At 72.7% G+C, this 15,016-nt stretch carries 17 protein-coding genes; 11 read left to right on the plus strand and 6 right to left on the minus strand.

Annotated elements, in window-relative coordinates:
- Positions 1 to 138: 138 nt before the first annotated feature.
- Together AB3388_RS17720 and AB3388_RS17725 are read left to right on the plus strand one after the other, a co-directional pair.
- Entirely contained in the window at positions 139 to 636 is a 498-nt protein-coding gene (locus AB3388_RS17720; RefSeq protein ID WP_495406625.1) for an ATP-binding protein, read from the plus strand.
- Positions 637 to 683: 47 nt separating this feature from the next.
- Positions 684 to 1,628, plus strand: a complete 945-nt coding sequence (locus AB3388_RS17725) for an RNA polymerase sigma factor SigF (RefSeq protein ID WP_495406626.1) — start codon at positions 684 to 686, stop codon at positions 1,626 to 1,628.
- A 51-nt stretch (positions 1,629 to 1,679) separates the two neighbouring features.
- On the opposite strand, the gene AB3388_RS17730 is transcribed toward AB3388_RS17725, so the two are convergent.
- Complete coding sequence (locus AB3388_RS17730) at positions 1,680 to 2,870, minus strand: SPFH domain-containing protein (protein WP_495406627.1); 1,191 nt, start codon at positions 2,868 to 2,870, stop codon at positions 1,680 to 1,682.
- Between the two features lie 78 nt (positions 2,871 to 2,948).
- Positions 2,949 to 3,386, minus strand: coding sequence for an NfeD family protein (locus AB3388_RS17735; protein ID WP_495406628.1), 438 nt, complete (start codon positions 3,384 to 3,386; stop codon positions 2,949 to 2,951).
- Positions 3,387 to 3,441: 55 nt separating this feature from the next.
- Here AB3388_RS17735 and AB3388_RS17740 point away from each other — a divergent pair, with 55 nt between their 5' ends.
- On the plus strand, positions 3,442 to 4,182 hold the full coding sequence (locus AB3388_RS17740; RefSeq protein ID WP_495406629.1) for an Rv1486c family protein: 741 nt from the start codon (positions 3,442 to 3,444) through the stop codon (positions 4,180 to 4,182).
- Here the strand turns inward: AB3388_RS17740 and AB3388_RS17745 are convergent, their stop codons facing one another.
- Genes AB3388_RS17745 through fabG form a run of 3 tightly spaced genes read right to left on the minus strand, consistent with a single transcriptional unit; the run spans position 4,183 to position 6,791 of the window.
- Positions 4,183 to 5,310: a ferrochelatase gene (locus AB3388_RS17745; RefSeq protein ID WP_495406630.1), complete on the minus strand. Its 1,128-nt coding sequence runs from the start codon at positions 5,308 to 5,310 to the stop codon at positions 4,183 to 4,185. It lies immediately after the preceding gene.
- A gap of 3 nt (positions 5,311 to 5,313) precedes the next feature.
- On the minus strand, positions 5,314 to 6,084 hold the full coding sequence (gene fabI / locus AB3388_RS17750; RefSeq protein ID WP_495406631.1) for an enoyl-ACP reductase FabI: 771 nt from the start codon (positions 6,082 to 6,084) through the stop codon (positions 5,314 to 5,316).
- A gap of 2 nt (positions 6,085 to 6,086) precedes the next feature.
- Positions 6,087 to 6,791 carry a 3-oxoacyl-ACP reductase FabG gene (gene fabG / locus AB3388_RS17755; protein ID WP_495406632.1) on the minus strand — a complete coding sequence of 235 codons (705 nt, stop codon included), beginning with the start codon at positions 6,789 to 6,791 and terminating at the stop codon, positions 6,087 to 6,089.
- A gap of 102 nt (positions 6,792 to 6,893) precedes the next feature.
- Here fabG and AB3388_RS17760 point away from each other — a divergent pair, with 102 nt between their 5' ends.
- The 3 genes from AB3388_RS17760 to AB3388_RS17770 all read left to right on the plus strand — a co-directional run bounded on the left by AB3388_RS17760 (position 6,894) and on the right by AB3388_RS17770 (position 8,365).
- Positions 6,894 to 7,019, plus strand: coding sequence for an alpha/beta fold hydrolase (locus AB3388_RS17760; RefSeq protein WP_495406633.1), 126 nt, complete (start codon positions 6,894 to 6,896; stop codon positions 7,017 to 7,019).
- 205 nt (positions 7,020 to 7,224) lie between these two features.
- The gene (locus tag AB3388_RS17765) at positions 7,225 to 7,695 is read left to right on the plus strand and encodes a helix-turn-helix domain-containing protein (protein WP_495406634.1); all 471 of its coding nucleotides are present in this window, start codon (positions 7,225 to 7,227) and stop codon (positions 7,693 to 7,695) included.
- Between the two features lie 22 nt (positions 7,696 to 7,717).
- On the plus strand, positions 7,718 to 8,365 hold the full coding sequence (locus AB3388_RS17770) for a transposase (protein ID WP_495406635.1): 648 nt from the start codon (positions 7,718 to 7,720) through the stop codon (positions 8,363 to 8,365).
- Positions 8,366 to 8,372: 7 nt separating this feature from the next.
- On the opposite strand, the gene AB3388_RS17775 is transcribed toward AB3388_RS17770, so the two are convergent.
- Entirely contained in the window at positions 8,373 to 9,920 is a 1,548-nt protein-coding gene (locus AB3388_RS17775) for a long-chain-fatty-acid--CoA ligase (RefSeq protein WP_495406636.1), read from the minus strand.
- A 67-nt stretch (positions 9,921 to 9,987) separates the two neighbouring features.
- On the opposite strand from AB3388_RS17775, the gene AB3388_RS17780 reads away from it, so the two are divergent.
- The 5 genes from AB3388_RS17780 to AB3388_RS17800 all read left to right on the plus strand — a co-directional run bounded on the left by AB3388_RS17780 (position 9,988) and on the right by AB3388_RS17800 (position 15,009).
- Positions 9,988 to 11,166 carry an acyl-CoA dehydrogenase family protein gene (locus AB3388_RS17780; RefSeq protein WP_495406637.1) on the plus strand — a complete coding sequence of 393 codons (1,179 nt, stop codon included), beginning with the start codon at positions 9,988 to 9,990 and terminating at the stop codon, positions 11,164 to 11,166.
- A 40-nt stretch (positions 11,167 to 11,206) separates the two neighbouring features.
- Positions 11,207 to 11,599 (plus strand): hypothetical protein, encoded by a 393-nt coding sequence (locus tag AB3388_RS17785; RefSeq protein WP_495406638.1) that lies wholly within the window; start codon positions 11,207 to 11,209, stop codon positions 11,597 to 11,599.
- Between the two features lie 114 nt (positions 11,600 to 11,713).
- Positions 11,714 to 12,685: a quinone oxidoreductase family protein gene (locus AB3388_RS17790; RefSeq protein ID WP_495406639.1), complete on the plus strand. Its 972-nt coding sequence runs from the start codon at positions 11,714 to 11,716 to the stop codon at positions 12,683 to 12,685.
- Between the two features lie 219 nt (positions 12,686 to 12,904).
- A complete protein-coding gene (locus AB3388_RS17795; protein ID WP_495406640.1) occupies positions 12,905 to 13,528 on the plus strand; it encodes a hypothetical protein in 624 nt (207 codons plus the stop codon).
- Positions 13,525 to 15,009: a glycosyltransferase family 2 protein gene (locus AB3388_RS17800; protein ID WP_495406641.1), complete on the plus strand. Its 1,485-nt coding sequence runs from the start codon at positions 13,525 to 13,527 to the stop codon at positions 15,007 to 15,009. The genes AB3388_RS17795 and AB3388_RS17800 overlap by 4 nt, the downstream gene beginning before the upstream one ends.
- Positions 15,010 to 15,016 lie beyond the last annotated feature (7 nt).

Below are 15,016 nucleotides of genomic sequence, written 5' to 3' on the forward strand. Positions count from 1 at the left end.
ATCCCCTCGGGCGCGAGCCCGGGTCGCTGCACGCGCGCGCCCGACCGGGCGCGCCCGGCGATCCGGCAGGATGGGGTGGAGCTGCCGCGGGCTCGCACCCGCGACCACCGACGACAGGCGAGGAGAGGGCGGACACGGATGGCGGACTCGAGGGGTGCCCACGCGCCGGACGGACGGCGCGCGGAACGGCTGGAGCTGCGGGTGCCCACGACGCCGACCCAGCTGCCCGCGGTGCGGGCGATGGCCGGGGACCTGGCCATGCGGATGGACTACGACCTGGACTCGGTCGAGGACCTCCGCCTCGCCGTCGACGAGGCGTGCGCCACGCTGGTGCAGGTGGCCGCGGGCGACACGCCGCTGACGGTCGTGTTCGAGACCAGCCGCGCCGGGCTGCACATCGACGCCTGGGTGCCCGCCGCCGAGGGCACGGACGTGCCGCGCGACGGCTTCGGCTGGGCGGTGCTGCAGACCCTGGTCGACAACGTCTCCGGGCGGCCGGCCACCCAGGCCGACGTCCCGGCCGGCAACGGCACCGCCGAGCCCGTCGCGGTGATCTCCATGGACAAGTACCTGCCCGGGCAGCGGCCCCCCGAGGCCATCAGCGGGGCCGGGCAGAACCTCTCGGTACCGCGGTGAGCCGGGTAGCCCCCGGCGACGAGGACACCCTCCCGAAAGGGCTGTCCGTGATCCCCCGAGCGGCGGAGGACGACATTCCTGCACACGAACAGCCGGTCGAGGTCCCCGAGGAGGAGGCCCCGCCGGCCATCCCGTCGAACCGGGCATCGCGCGGCGCCGATCCGGACCGCCAGGCCGATGCGGACACCGGGACGGACGCGACCGCGGAGCCCGACAGCACCCCTGTGTCGGACAACCGGCGGCGGGCCGAGCGCACCGCGCCGCTGTTCGCCGAGCTGGCGACGCTGGAGAAGGGCGACCCGCGGCGTGAGCGGCTGCGGGAGATCCTCGTCGAGGAGCACCTGCCGCTGGTGCGGCACTTCGCGCGGCGGTTCAGCAACCGCGGCGAGCCGTTCGACGACCTGCTGCAGGTCGGCACGCTGGGCCTGATCGCGGCGATCGACCGGTTCGACCCGACCCGCGGGGTGGAGTTCCTCTCCTTCGCCGTCCCGACCATCACCGGTGAGATCAAGCGGCACTTCCGCGACCAGGGCTGGTCGGTGCGCGTGCCGCGCCGGCTGCAGGAGCTGCACCTGTCGCTGAACGCCGCGGTCGGCGAGCTGGCGCAGAAGAACGGCCGGGCGCCGACGCCGAGCGAGCTGGCCGAGCACCTGGGCATCCCGCGCGAGGAGGTCCTCGAGGGCCTCGCCGTCGCCAACGCCTACCGGTCCAGCTCGCTCGACGAGCGGCTCTCCGGGGAGGACGACTCCCCCACCCTGGCGGCCACCCTCGGCGAGGAGGACGCCGCGCTGGAGGGCGTCGAGTACCGCGAGTCGCTGCAGCCGCTGCTGGCGACGATCCCCGCCCGCGAGCGCCGCATCCTCATCCTGCGGTTCTTCGGCAACATGACCCAGTCGCAGATCGCCGCCGACATCGGCATCTCGCAGATGCACGTCTCGCGGCTGCTGTCGCAGACCCTCGCCAAGCTCCGCGAGGGCCTCCTCAAGGACTGAGCCTTTCCCTCGGCGCCGAAAGCCGTCCGGCTTTCGGCGCCGAGGGAGCGGTCACGCGCCCGGCTGGCCCGGGGACGGCGGGGCGGGCGGCAGGGCCGCCGCCCCCTCCTCCCGGGCCTCCTCGGTGGCCTGGGCCAGGGACGGCGCGGCGGAGAGGCCGGGCTCGATGGTGTGCAACTCGATCTTCGCCTCCGGCTGATCGGCGGCCGGCGGCAGCTGGGACTCGAACCAGCCGCTGGTGTCGATGCGGTCACCCGAGGGGCCGCCGCCGTTGCCGGACGCCGGGACGTCGAGGAAGGACCGCTCGCTGTCCGCGCCGCCGAGGCGAGCCAGCCCCTCCAGCGCCTTGCTGAACTCGCTGGGGACGATCCACATCTTGTTGGCGTCGCCCTGGGCGATCTGCGGCAGCGTCTGCAGGTACTGGTAGGCCAGCAGGCCCTGGTCGGGCTTGCCCTCGTGGATGGCCTGGAAGACCGTCTCGATCGACTTGGCCTGGCCCTGGGCCTGCAGGAACAGGGCGGCCCGCTCACCCTCGGCGCGCAGGATCCGGCTCTGCCGCTCGGCCTCCGCCTCGAGGATCGCCGCCTGCTTCTTGCCCTCGGCGGAGAGGATCGCCGATGCCTTCTGCCCCTCGGCGGTGGCGATGGCGGCCTGCCGCTGCCCCTCCGCCTGCAGGATGATCGCGCGCTTGTCGCGGTCGGCGCGCATCTGCTTCTCCATCGAGTCGCGGATGGACGGCGGCGGGTCGATCGCCTTGATCTCGACGCGGGCCACCCGCAGGCCCCACGGGCCGGTGGTGCCGTCGAGCACCTCGCGCAGCTGGCTGTTGATGCCGTCGCGGCCGGTCAGCGCACCCTCGAGGTTCAGCCCGCCGACCACGTTGCGCAGCGTCGTCGTGGTCAGCTGCTCCATGCCGGTGATGTAGTTCGCGATGCCGTACACCGCCAGCCGCGGGTCGGTCACCTGGAAGTAGACGACGGTGTCGATGCCGACCTGCAGGTTGTCCGACGTGATGACCGGCTGCGGCGGGAACGAGATGACCTGCTCGCGCAGGTCGATGGTGGCCCGGATCCGGTCGACGAAGGGCACCAGGATGTTCAGCCCCGGCGACAGGGTGCGGCTGTAGCGGCCCAGCCGTTCCACGACCTTGGCCTGGGCCTGCGGGACGATGGTGATGCTCTTGGCCACCACGATGATCACCAGTACGGCGACCACCAGCAGGGCGATGAGGGCGGGCTCCACGGTGGAATCCCCTTTCTACGCGGTCACCTGCGATCCTGCCCCGCCGCGTCCGCCGTGGTCACGATCCGTGCGCGCCAGTCACTCCAACGCGTCGCCGACCAGGGCCGTGGCGCCCTCGACCTTCAGGATCCGCACCGTCTGCCCGATGGCGAACGCGTCGCCGTCGAACTGGCTGCGGGCGCTCCACTCGTCGGCGCCCAGCTTGATCCGCCCGCTGTGCCGGTCGACCGCCTGCGTCACCCGCGCGGTCTTCCCGATCAGCGTGTCGACGCCGTCGAGCTGCAGCGGGGTGCTCTGCTCGAGGTGGCGCCGCGCGATCGGCCGGACGACGGCCAGCAGCGCCAGGGACACCGCCACGAAGGCGACCAGCTGGAACACCACGGCACCGCCGACGAGCGCCACGACCATGCCGCCGAGCGCGCCGCCGGCGAACATCAGCAGCACGAGGTCGAGGCTGACCAGCTCACCGGCCGCGAACAGGCCGGACGCGATCAGCCAGAGCACCCACGGGTCCACGTCCGGAGTTTCTCACCGGAATGGTCTCGTGGGGGTCACGACGTAGCCTCGCTGCGTGCACGACTTCCCCGCCGGCCGGTTCGCGGTCTGGGCGACCGCCTGGCTCTCCGGCCGTGCCTCCTACGACGAGGCCCTCGACGCCCTGCTCGGCGACACCGCGCACCGGGTCGCCGGCCTGCCCGGCACCGACGAGGCGGTGCCGCTCGGTTGGGCGCTGACCGCGCTGCGCGGCCTGGGCGAGCGCCGCTTCCGGCTGGTGCTGCCGGTGCCCGGCGACGTCCGCGGGCTCCCGCGGGTCCCCGGGCTGGCCGCGCTCGCGATGGAGTCCGGGCAGGCCGCGGTGGGCGAGCGGCTCGCGCTGGTGCCCGAGGCGCTCGGTCCCGAGGCGGTCGCGTGGACGGCGTTCCCCCTGGACGGCGCCCCTCCGCTGCCCCCGGCGCCCGAGGGCACCCTGCGGTCGGTCTCCGGGGCGCTGGACCTCGCCGTCGGCGACGCCGCCCGCACCCTCGCCGGGCTCGACCTCGCCCGGTGGCACCCGGAGGTGCCGGCGCTGCTGGCCGGGCTGGCGAAGCCGTCCCGGGCGGTCGGGCTGCCCGCCGACCACGACCCGCTCGCGCTGTCGGTGCTGGCCCGGGCGCAGCGGCTGGCCGCGGTGCTCGACCTGGCGCTGGCCGACGCACCGGGCGGCGCGGTCAACCACGCCCAGGCCGCCGCCCGCGACGACGCGCTGCGCCCGCTGGCCCAGGCCGTCCGCGAGGCGGTGACCGCGAGCTTCAACGCCGTCCCGCGGGATTGATCAACTCGCCGGTCGGGCCGTGCGCCGCACGAAGCAGCAGGCGGCGGGGCAGTTCGTGCCCAGGCGGGGCTCGGTGCCGGCGCGGCGCTCCTCGACCAGTTCCCGCACGGTGGCCACGAACGCCGGGTGGGTGCCCGCCGTCGCCGCGCGGGCGAACGCCAGCCCCAGGTCCGCCGCGGTCTGCCGGGCCTCGTTGTCGAGGTCCCAGATCACCTCGAGGTGGTCGCTGACGAACCCCACCGGGAAGAGGACGACGGCCTGCTCCCCCGCCCCGGCCAGCGCCTTCAGGTGGTCGTTGACGTCGGGCTCCAGCCACGGCACCGCCGGCGGGCCGCTGCGGCTCTGCCACACCAGGTCGAACGCCCGGCCCGGGGCGACGGCGTCGACCACGGCCTTCGCGGCGGCCCGGAGCTCGGCCTCGTAGGCGTGCCCCTGCGGCCCCGCGACGGCGGCCATGGCGTTCGGGATGCTGTGCGCGGTGGCGACGAGCCGGGCGGTGTCCCGGTGCTCCAGGGGCAGCGAGGCGAGCGCCGCGGCCAGCGCCTCGGCGTTGGCGCGGACGAAACCGGGCCGGTCGAAGTAGTGCGGCAGCTTCTCCGCCGTCGGGCCCCCGCCGGTGGTCGCCGCGCGGGCCCGGGCGACGTCCTCGTGGTACTGCCGGCAGCCCGACGCCGAGGCGTAGGCCGAGGTGGCGAACACGTAGACGTGCTCGATGCCGTCGTCGGCCATCCGCCGCCAGGTGTCCTCGACGTAGGGCGCCCAGTTGCGGTTGCCCCAGTACACCGGCAGGTCCACCCCGTGCGCGGCGAACTCGGCCTCGACCGCGGCGATCAGCGCCTTGTTCTGGTCGTTGATCGGGCTGACCCCGCCGAAGTGGTGGTAGTGCTCGGCGACCGCCTCCAGCCGCTCGCGCGGGATGCCGCGGCCGCGGGTGACGTTCTCGAGGAACGGCATCACGTCCTCGTGCCCCTCGGGGCCGCCGAAGGAGAGCACGAGCAGTGCCTCGCGCCGTCCGGGCGGGGCGGGCTCGGCGGAGGGCGGCGTCCCTCCGTTGTTGCGGACGGCGAGCGACGGGTCCTCGTCGGGTTGCTGGCCGGGGTGGAGGTCGACGTCGGACGCCAACGGCATGGGCTAGGCACCCACGGCGTGGTAGCCGCCGTCGACGTGCACGATCTCGCCGGTGGTCGCCGGGAACCAGTCCGACAGCAGCGCGACGACCGCCTTGCCGGCCGGCTCGGTGTCGGTGACCGACCAGCCGAGCGGGGCGCGGACCTCCCACGCCTCCTCGAACTGCTTGCTGCCGGGGATGGACTTCATCGCCATGCTGCGCAGCGGCCCGGCGGCGACCAGGTTGACCCGCACGCCGTCCGGCCCGAGCTCGCGGGCGAGGTAGCGCGAGGTGGATTCCAGCGCCGCCTTGGCCGCGCCCATCCAGCCGTAGACCGGCCAGGCCACGGTCGCGTCGAAGGTCAGCCCCACGACCGAGGCCGAGTCGCCGAACAGGGGGCGGCAGGCGTGGGTGAGCGAGGCGTAGGACCAGGTGGAGACGTGGAAGGCGGTGGCCGCGTGCTCCCAGGCGACCTCGGTGAAGCCGTCGCCCATCGCCTCCTGCGGCGCGAAGCCGATCGAGTGGACGACGCCGTCGAGGGTGTCGCCGACGTGCTCGCGCAGCCGGTCGGCCAGGGTGGCCAGGTGCTCGGTGTCGGTGACGTCGAGCTCGACGACCGGCGCCTCCTGCGGCAGCCGCTTGGCGATCCGCTGGCACAGCGACAGGGCCCGGCCGAAGTTGGAGAGGACGACGGTGGCGCCCTGCTCCTGCGCGAGGCGCGCCGTCGCGAAGGCGATCGACGCCTCGGTCAGCACGCCGGTGACGAGGACCTTCTTGCCCTCGAGGATTCCCATGCTCAGTGCCCCATCCCCAGTCCGCCGTCGACCGGGACGACCGCCCCGGTGATGTAGGCCGCCGCGTCGCTCGCCAGGAAGCGGACGACGCCGGCGATCTCGTCCGCGTCGGCGTACCGGCCGAGCGGGACCTGCCCCAGGATCTCCTTCTGCCGCGCCTCCGGCAGCTCGGCGGTCATGTCCGTGGCCACGAAGCCCGGCGCCACCACGTTCGCCGTGATGCTGCGGCTGCCCAGCTCGCGGGCGATCGAGCGGGTCAGCCCGACCAGGCCGGCCTTGCTCGCGGCGTAGTTCGTCTGCCCCGCCGAGCCGAGCAGCCCGACCACGGAGGAGATGAAGACCATCCGCCCCCACCGGTTGCGGACCATCCGCGCCGCCGCCCGCTTGGCCACCCGGTAGGCGGCGGTCAGGTTGGCGTCGAGGACGTCGGAGAAGTCGTCCTCCTTCATGCGCATCAGCAGCCCGTCGCGGGTGATGCCCGCATTGCTGATCAGCACCTCGACCGGGCCCTGGTGCTCCTCGACCTCGGTGAACGCGCGGTCGACGTCCTCGGTGCTGGTGACGTCGCACCGGACGCCGAACAGCCCCTCCGGGGCGCCGCTGCCGCGGTGGGTCACCGCGACCGAGTCGCCGTTCTCGGCGAACGAGCGGGCGATGGCCAGCCCGATCCCCCGGTTGCCACCGGTCACCAGCACCGACCTGCCCACGTGCCACTCCTCCGACAGCCGTCAGATCTGACATCGGGAACCTAGTCGGTGGTCGCGGGTCACACCTGACCGAGCCCGGGTAGGGGCCGCTACGGTCCGCCCGTGCACCGCTCGCGACCGGTCGACGGCTTCTCGCTCGCCTACGACCGGGCCGGCGCGGGGCCGCCGGTGGTGCTGCTGCACGGCTGGCCCGGAGGGCGCACCGCGTGGGGCGACCGGCTCGGCTAGTTCTTCGCCGACGTCTCGGTCACCGCGCTGCCCGGCAGCGGGCACTTCGCGCCGCTGGAGGCCCCCGGGGCCCTCACCGCCGCGATCCGCGAGGCTGCTAGTGCCGCGGCTGCGAACGTTGGCCCTTCCTGAGCCGCCTCGGGGGTTGGAGTCTCGCGTCGTCTGATCCTGTCTTCCCCACAGGAGATGCGAGATGGTGCATCGGGTGCAGGTCCGTGCCATCAGCGCTGACGAGGGCAACCGGCTGTTACGGATCGTGCGCCGGTCCAGCGGTTCGGTGGTGACCTGGCGGCGGGCGCAGATGGTGCTGCTCTCGGCGCAGGGCATGGATGCCGCGAAGATCGCCGAGGTGACGTTCACCAGCGTTGATCGGGTGCGCGACGTGCTGCACAACTTCAACGCCGACGGGTTCGACTCGCTCCGGCCGAAGTACGCCGGCGGGCGGCCACCGAAGTTCGACCTCGTGCAGCGGGCTCAGATCAAGAAGATCGCGCTGGGGCGGCCGGCCGATCACGGGCTGCCGTTCTCGACCTGGAGCCTGTCGAAGCTGGCCGACTTCCTGGTCGCCGAGGGGGTGGTTGAGGACATCTCCCACGAGGGGCTGCGCGTGCTGCTGCGCGAGCAGGGCGTCTCCTTTCCAGGCCATCAAGACCTGGAAGACCAGCACCGATCCTGACTACGAGGCGAAGAAGAACCGGGTGCTGGGGCTCTATGCCATCGCCGACGGCAAGGCCGCACCCGGCCCCGGCGACCCGACCGTGGTGATCTGCATGGACGAGTTCGGGCCGCTGAACCTGCAGCCGCATCCGGGCAGGCAGTGGGCGCCGATCGCGGCTGGCTCCGGCGATCAGGGGCGGCCGCGGCGACGTCGCCGGCGGGCCACCTACAAGCGCCCGAACGGGATCCGTCACCTGCTGGCCGGCTACGACCTCTCGACTGACCGGCTCTACGGGCACATCAGGCTGCGCAAGGACCGCACCCAGTTCCTGGCCTTCTGCCGCTACCTGCGCTCCCTGCACCCACCGCAGGTGCGGATCGCGATCGTGCTGGACAACTTCAGTCCCCACCGGTCGACCAAGACCGATCGGCGGGTCGGGGACTGGGCCGCGGCGAACAACGTCGAGCTGGCCTACGTGCCCTTCTACGGGTCCTGGCTGAACCGGATCGAGGCCCAGTTCACCGCGCTGCGCTACTTCGCCCTCGACGGCACCGACCATGACAGCCACCGAGCGCAGGCCAGCATGATCCGCCGCTACATCGCCTGGCGGAACCGCCACGTGACCGACCCCGCGCTCCGCAAGGTCGTCCGCCGAGCCGAGACGATCAAACGGGCGAAGGTTGCCTGACCAGGCACTAGCCGACCTGCCGGCGGAGCTGGTCCTTGACCACCTTTCCCGACGCGTTGCGGGGCAGCGTGTCGACCAGCGTGAGGTCGGTGGGCAGCTTGTAGCGGGCCAGGAACTGCGACGCCCAGGACCGCAGCTCCTCGAGGCCGAGGCCGGCCGCGGGATCGTGCAGCGCGACCACGGCCACCGGCGTCTCGCCCCACTTGGCGTGCGCGCGGCCGACCACGCTCACCTCGCGGATGGCGGGATGCCCCTCGAGGACGTTCTCCACCTCGGCGCAGTACACGTTCTCGCCGCCGGAGATGATCATGTCCTTGGCGCGGTCCACCACGTAGAGGAAGCCCTCCTCGTCGACCCGCACCAGGTCGCCCGAGTGGAACCAGCCGCCGGCGAAGGCCTCGGCCGTGGCCTGCGGGTTCTGCCAGTACCCCGCCATGAGGGTCGGGCCCCGGTAGACGATCTCGCCCACCGTGCCTGGGGGGACGTCGTTCATCTCGCCGTCCACCACGCGCGCCGCGACGGTCGGCACCAGCCGCCCGACCGACCCGAGCTTGCGGATCGCGTCCCTGCCCTCCAGCACGCAGGTGACCGGTGACATCTCCGTCTGCCCGAACACGGCCACGTTGAGGGCCTCGGGGAACACCTCGGCCATGCGGCGCAGCAGGGTGTCCGACGCCGGGGCCGCGCCCCACGAGGTCACCCGCAGCGCGGAGAGGTCCCGGCCGGCCACGGTCGGGTCGGCGCACAGCGCCTGCCACTGGGTGGGCACCAGGAAGACGCTGGTGATCCGCTCCTGCTCGAACAGGTCGAGGACGTGCCCGGCGTCGAAGGCCCCGCTGGGCAGCACGACGAGCGTTCCGCCGATGAGGATCAGCGGCACGATCGAGCCGATCGCCCCGATGTGGAACATCGGGGCGGCCACCAGGTTGACCTCGCCCTCCCCGGTCAGCTGGAAGGCGCGGATGATCGTCAGCGCCTGGCACTGCAGGTTCTGATGGGTGAGGACGGCGCCCTTCGGCCGCCCGGTCGTGCCGGAGGTGTACATGATCAGCGCCGGGCTGTCCTCCGGGACGTCGACCGGCGGCGCGGTCGGTCCGCTCTCCCCGATCAGCGACTCGTACGGCTCCGTGCCGCTCCAGCCCGGGCCGTCGACCACCACGATCGGCAGCGGCTCGGCCCGACGCTCCGCCGCGTCGCGACCCAGGGCCGCGGTGGTGCCGTCGACGACGAGCAGCCGCGCCCCGGAGTTCTCCAGGATGTAGGCCGCCTCAGGGCCGGTGAGCCGGAAGTTCACCGGGACGGCGAGCGCGCCCAGCCGGTTCGCGGCGAGCACGGTCTCCATGAACTCCGGCCGGTTGCCCATGAGGACGGCGACCCGGTCCCCCGCGGAGACGCCGCGGCGGCTCAGGGCGTCGGCCAGCGCCCGCACCCGGTCGCGCAGCTGCGCCCACGTCGTCGTCCGGCCCTGGAACCGGAAGGCCGGGCGGTCCGGCACGGCGAAGCCGTGCCGCTCGACGTGGTTGTTCCAGTGGTTGCGCCGCGCGGCGTCGGGCATCGCCGTACGGTCGGCGTTCCATCCCAGGGACACGAGCGGATCCTTCCCGAGCCTGCCGGAGGCCCCCATGGACTTCACTCTGCCCGACACCGCTCTCGCCGTGCGCGACGGAGTCGGCGCCGTCGCGGCCCGGTACGACCACGCCTACTGGTCCCGCTGCGAGGACGAGCACCGCTTCCCCGTCGAGGCCTGGCGTGACCTGGCCGACGGCGGGTGGATCGGGCTGTCGGTGCCGGAGGAGTACGGCGGGGGCGGCCAGGGGATGCTGGAGCTCGCGGTGGCCTGCGAGACGCTCGCCGCCTCGGGCGGCACGGCCGGGATCTTCCTGTACATCCTCACGCCCGGCTTCGGGGCGATGACCCTGGCGCGGCACGGCACCGCGGAGCAGAAGGAGGCGATCCTGCCGGGCGTCGCCACCGGGGAGGTCCAGTTCTGCCTGGCGCTGACCGAGCCGGACGCCGGCAGCAACGCCCTCGAGATCACGACGGCCGCGCGGCGGGACGGCGACGACTTCCTGCTGCGCGGGCAGAAGGTGTGGATCTCGGGGATCGAGAACGCGCGCTGGATGATCGCCGTCACGCGGACGACGCCCGCCCCCGAGGCGAAGCCGCGGACGTCCGGCTTCACGCTCTTCCTCGTCGACGTGGCCGAGGCAGTGGCCGCCGGCACGCTGACCTACACCCCGATCCCGAAGCTCGGCGGCAACGTCGTCACGTCCAGCCAGGTCTGGTTCGACGACGTCCGCGTGCCCGCGTCCCGGGTGCTGGGCGAGGTGGACCGCGGCTTCGAGGTGCTGTGGGACGTCCTCAACCCCGAGCGGATCCTGGCCGCGGCCGGAGGCGTCGGCTCGGCGGAGGCGTCGCTGCGGGTGGCCTGCGACTACGCCCGCGAGCGGCAGGTGTTCGGCCGGCCGATCGGCGCCAACCAGGCGGTCCAGTTCCCGCTCGCGCAGATCAAGGCCAAAACCGAGCTCGCCCGCCTCATGACCTACAAGGCGGCGTGGCTGTTCGACCAGGGCCTGCCGTGCGGCACCGAGACGAACGTGGCCAAGCTGACCGGCGCGCAGGCGGCGTGGGAGGCGGCCGACCGGGCGTTCCAGGTCTTCGGCGGCATGGCCTACAGCAAGGAGTTCCCGGTGGAGCGGCTGTTCCGCGACGCGCGGATCGGCAAGAACATCCCGGTCGCCGAGGAGCTCGTCCTCGCCCACATCGGCACGCAGGTCCTCGGCCTCCCGCGCAGCTACTGACCCACCATCCCGGGCCGATGCCCTTACAGTGCGCCCCGAGGTGATCACCATGGGCGCGCAGGGCAGGCTCCAGCACGGCCTTGCCCTGCTGCTGCTCTGCCTCGCGGCCCTGACCGGGTGCGGCTCGCAGGAGGAGCCCCGGGTGCAGCGGGTGGCGTGGTGCCAGGGGCCGTCGAGCAACGACCCGGACGACGGCAGGTTCGACGTGGAGTTCCGTCAAGGGTCCACGGTCGTGGCCCAGGGGTCGGTGAACCCGGGGTTCGCCTTCATCGCCGAGGTGCCCGTGGGCGGCGTCCAGATCTATGCGGACGGCGTCCGGGTCGGATCGGTGAACGAGGGCGTGGCCACGGACGGGCCCTACCACTCCCCCGAGCCGGGTGAGGTCACCTACCTGCGCAGCGGTGAGGGGTGCCCGGACAGCGCGTCCTTCTGACTCCGCACATGACCGGGACGCCACAGTCACTCGATCGCCTCTGCGCGACGGCGCCGCTCTGTGCCGGACAGGAGCCCGTCAGGCCGTCACCCCGATGCCCCTAGGTTGAGGTCCATGCGAGCTGTGCAGATCACCCGCTTCGGCGGTCCCGAGGTCCTCGACGTCGTCGACCTCCCCGACCCGGTCCCCGGCGAGGGGCAGGAGCTCTTCGAGGTGTCCGCCGCCGGCATCAACTACGCCGACACGCACCAGATCGAGAACTCCTACCTCTCGGCCCAGCAGCTGCCGATGACGCCGGGCGCGGAGTTCGTCGGCACGAAGGCCGGCGGCGGGCCGCGCGTGGTCGGGCTGCTCGACGGCGGCGGCTACGCCGAGAAGGTCGCCGCGCACCCCCGGCTGACCTGGGAGGTGCCGGACGGCGTCACCGACGAGCAGGCGCTGGCGGTGGTCCTGCAGGGCTCGACCGCCTGGCACCTGCTGCGCACCAGCGCCCACCTGGCGCAGGGCGAGTCGGTCGTCGTCATCGCGGGGGCGGGCGGGGTCGGCTCGCTCGCCGTCCAGCTGGCGAAGCGGTGGGGCGCCGGCCGGGTGATCGCGACCGCCTCCAGCCCGGAGAAGCGGGCGCTGACCGAGGAGCTCGGCGCCGACGCCTCCGTCGACCCCGCGCTCGCCGACGACGACCCGAAGCAGTTCACCGCCGCGCTGCGCGAGGCCAACGGCGGCAAGCCGGTCGACATCGTCCTGGAGATGACCGGCGGCAACGTGTTCACGGGCTCGCTCTCGGCGCTGGCGCCGTTCGGCCGACTGGTCACCTACGGCATGGCGGCGCGGCAGGAGACCCCCTCGGTGCCGCCCGGCGCGCTGCTGCAGCGCAGCCGCGCCGTCATCGGGTTCTGGCTCGCCCACTGCATGGGCCGGCCGGGGATGATGGACGCGGCCGTGGAGGAGCTCCTGCCCATGGTCGCCGAGGGCGGCCTGAAGCCGATCGGCGGCGGGCGGTACCCGCTCTCCGCCGTCCGCGAGGCGCACCAGGACCTGCTCGCCCGCCGCACCACCGGCAAGCTGGTCCTCGACCCCTCCCGTTAACGGTGGGCACAGCTCGTCGTAACCCCGCGTAAACACTTATGAGCCCGGTCTCACCCGCCGGGGCCCATCCGTTCCACCCTTCGCGTGAGCGCCGTTCCCCCCGCCCCGGCCGATCCTTACCGTCGGTGACGACCGCTGGGGGGAGCGGTCGCCTCGTTCCTCCCTTTGAGTGCCATCGGTGACCGCTCCAGGTCGCCGCACCACGGGGGGAACACACGCATGTCGTCACGCACCACCCGGTCCAGGCTGGCCGGAGCAGGGCTCGCGCTCGTGCTGGCCGGTGGGCTCGCAGCCTGCGACTGGCCGGACGTCACCATGAGTCCGGACGTCGAGGCGGCGAGCCCGTCCGCGTCCCGGACGTCGTCCGCACCGGCCGCCGCGGCGACGAAGCCGGCCGCCGCCACACCTGCCCGCCCGGCCGGTGACCTGGACACCGGCTCGATCACCCACACGCTGCCCGCCGGAGACAGCAGCGTGGTCGTCGACTACTGGACCACCCAGGACGCCAAGGGCTGGTCGGCGGACGACGCCAAGACCATCCAGCTCTCCGCGCACATCGAGGGCGGCAGCGGCGCCGCCACGAAGGTCACCCGCTTCGTCGCCGTCGTCGACGACGGCAGCACCCGGACCACGGTCACCGAGGACCGCGGCGAGTTCGTCGTCACCCCGCCGTTCGCCTACGGCACGGCGCTCAGCCTCGCGCCGTCCACCGCCGGGGCGACGGCGCTGACGCTCTCCGTCCAGTTCGACCTCCTCGTCGAGACCGAAGAGGACGCCGGGACCTACTTCCGCCAGACCGTGCTGGACACCCTCCAGCTGCCGCTCGAGGAGAACCCCTCATGACCGCCCTCATGCCGACCACGCCGAACCTGCGCCGGGCCACCGACCGGGTGCAGCTCGTCGCGCGCGGCGACGACCAGGTGCACGACATCACCGCGCTGCTCCCGGAGGACTTCACCGACCCGGCGCGCGACCTCCCCCGCACCGCGACGATCAGCTGCATCGTCCCGGCGTACAACGAGGAGTCGACGATCGCCGACGTCCTCACCTCGCTGCTGTCCCAGACGCGGCTGCCGGACGTCATCCACGTCATCATCAACAACACCGACGACGACACCCCGGAGATCGCGCGGCGCTTCGCCGGCCCGCACGAACGGGTGGTCAAGGGCGAGGTCTTCCGGACCCACGTGTACGTCCACGACATCGGGGTGAACCCGGACAAGAAGGTCGGCGCGCTGAACTTCGGCTACTACCTCAGCCGCGGCTACGACTACGTCCTGGGCGTCGACGGCGACACCACCCTCGACCGCCGCTGCGTCGAGTGGCTCGAGAAGGAGATGGTCTCCGACCCGCGCATCGGCGGGATCTCGGCCATCTACACCTTCGACAAGAGCAAGGTGAAGGGCGCGATGGCGCGCTTCCTCGTCGCCGGGCAGCGGGCCCAGTTCGCCGGGTTCAACATGGACAACCTGGTCCGCGGCCGGAACATGGCCGTCCTCGGCGGTCAGGCCAGCCTGTTCAGCATGCGTGCCCTGGAGTCGGTCATGTACCGCCACCACCAGTCCGCGCCGTGGGTGCGCGACTCGGAGGTGGAGGACTCCAAGCTCTCGCTGCAGATCAAGGACGCCGGCTTCAGCACGAAGATCAGCGCCCGCGCCCGGGCCTTCGTGGGGCCGATGCTCACCCTGCGCGCGCTGCACGGGCAGCAGGTGAAGTGGAACTTCGGCGGCATCGACCTGCTCTGGCCCGGCCAGCGCGGCGACAACAAGGGTCAGCCGTTGCACCCCAACCTGCGGCTGCGCTGGTACGAGAACGTCTCGATGCTGTTCAACGTGGGCACCCGCATGAGCTTCCTCCTGCTGCTCGCCGCGGCGCTGTCGATCGACGCCTTCGTCTTCAACCCGATCTGGCTGATCCCGCCGGCGGTGGCCACGCTGCTCAACCTGCGCATCGCCGCGGCGATGCACGACAAGAGCGCCTCGGACATCTTCTACGCGCTGCTGTTCGCCCCGGCGGAGCTGTACATGTGGGTCCGCATGGGGCACTTCGTGACGGCGTGGGTGCAGTTCTTCGCCCGCTCCGAGAAGGACAACTGGGCCGCGCAGGCGGCCGCCGAACGCGGCCGCGGATCGGCCTACGTGATGCCGGCCGTCTGCGCGGTGGCCACGTTCGTCGTGCTGATCTTCGCCTGGAACCAGCAGAGCGTCGGCGTCCAGTCGGCGATCCTGTCGATCGGCTGGCCGGTGCTCTACCTGATCACCGTGCTGCAGACCCTGTTCATGATCAAGAAGCTGGTCCGCCGTCAGCGCGGCTTCAGCGTCTGAGGGACTT

Source organism: Geodermatophilus sp. SMS 5-13 (assembly GCF_059428245.1).

Excerpts from the sequence above, each read along its gene's own strand:
- AB3388_RS17720 (WP_495406625.1), top strand. The coding sequence starts at position 139 with ATGGCGGACTCGAGGGGTGCCCACGCGCCGGACGGACGGCGCGCGGAA.
- AB3388_RS17745 (WP_495406630.1), bottom strand. The coding sequence starts at position 5,310 with ATGCCGTTGGCGTCCGACGTCGACCTCCACCCCGGCCAGCAACCCGAC.
- fabI (WP_495406631.1), bottom strand. The coding sequence starts at position 6,084 with ATGGGAATCCTCGAGGGCAAGAAGGTCCTCGTCACCGGCGTGCTGACC.
- AB3388_RS17775 (WP_495406636.1), bottom strand. The coding sequence starts at position 9,920 with ATGCCCGACGCCGCGCGGCGCAACCACTGGAACAACCACGTCGAGCGG.
- AB3388_RS17780 (WP_495406637.1), top strand. The coding sequence starts at position 9,988 with ATGGACTTCACTCTGCCCGACACCGCTCTCGCCGTGCGCGACGGAGTC.
- AB3388_RS17790 (WP_495406639.1), top strand. The coding sequence starts at position 11,714 with ATGCGAGCTGTGCAGATCACCCGCTTCGGCGGTCCCGAGGTCCTCGAC.
- AB3388_RS17795 (WP_495406640.1), top strand. The coding sequence starts at position 12,905 with ATGTCGTCACGCACCACCCGGTCCAGGCTGGCCGGAGCAGGGCTCGCG.
- AB3388_RS17800 (WP_495406641.1), top strand. The coding sequence starts at position 13,525 with ATGACCGCCCTCATGCCGACCACGCCGAACCTGCGCCGGGCCACCGAC.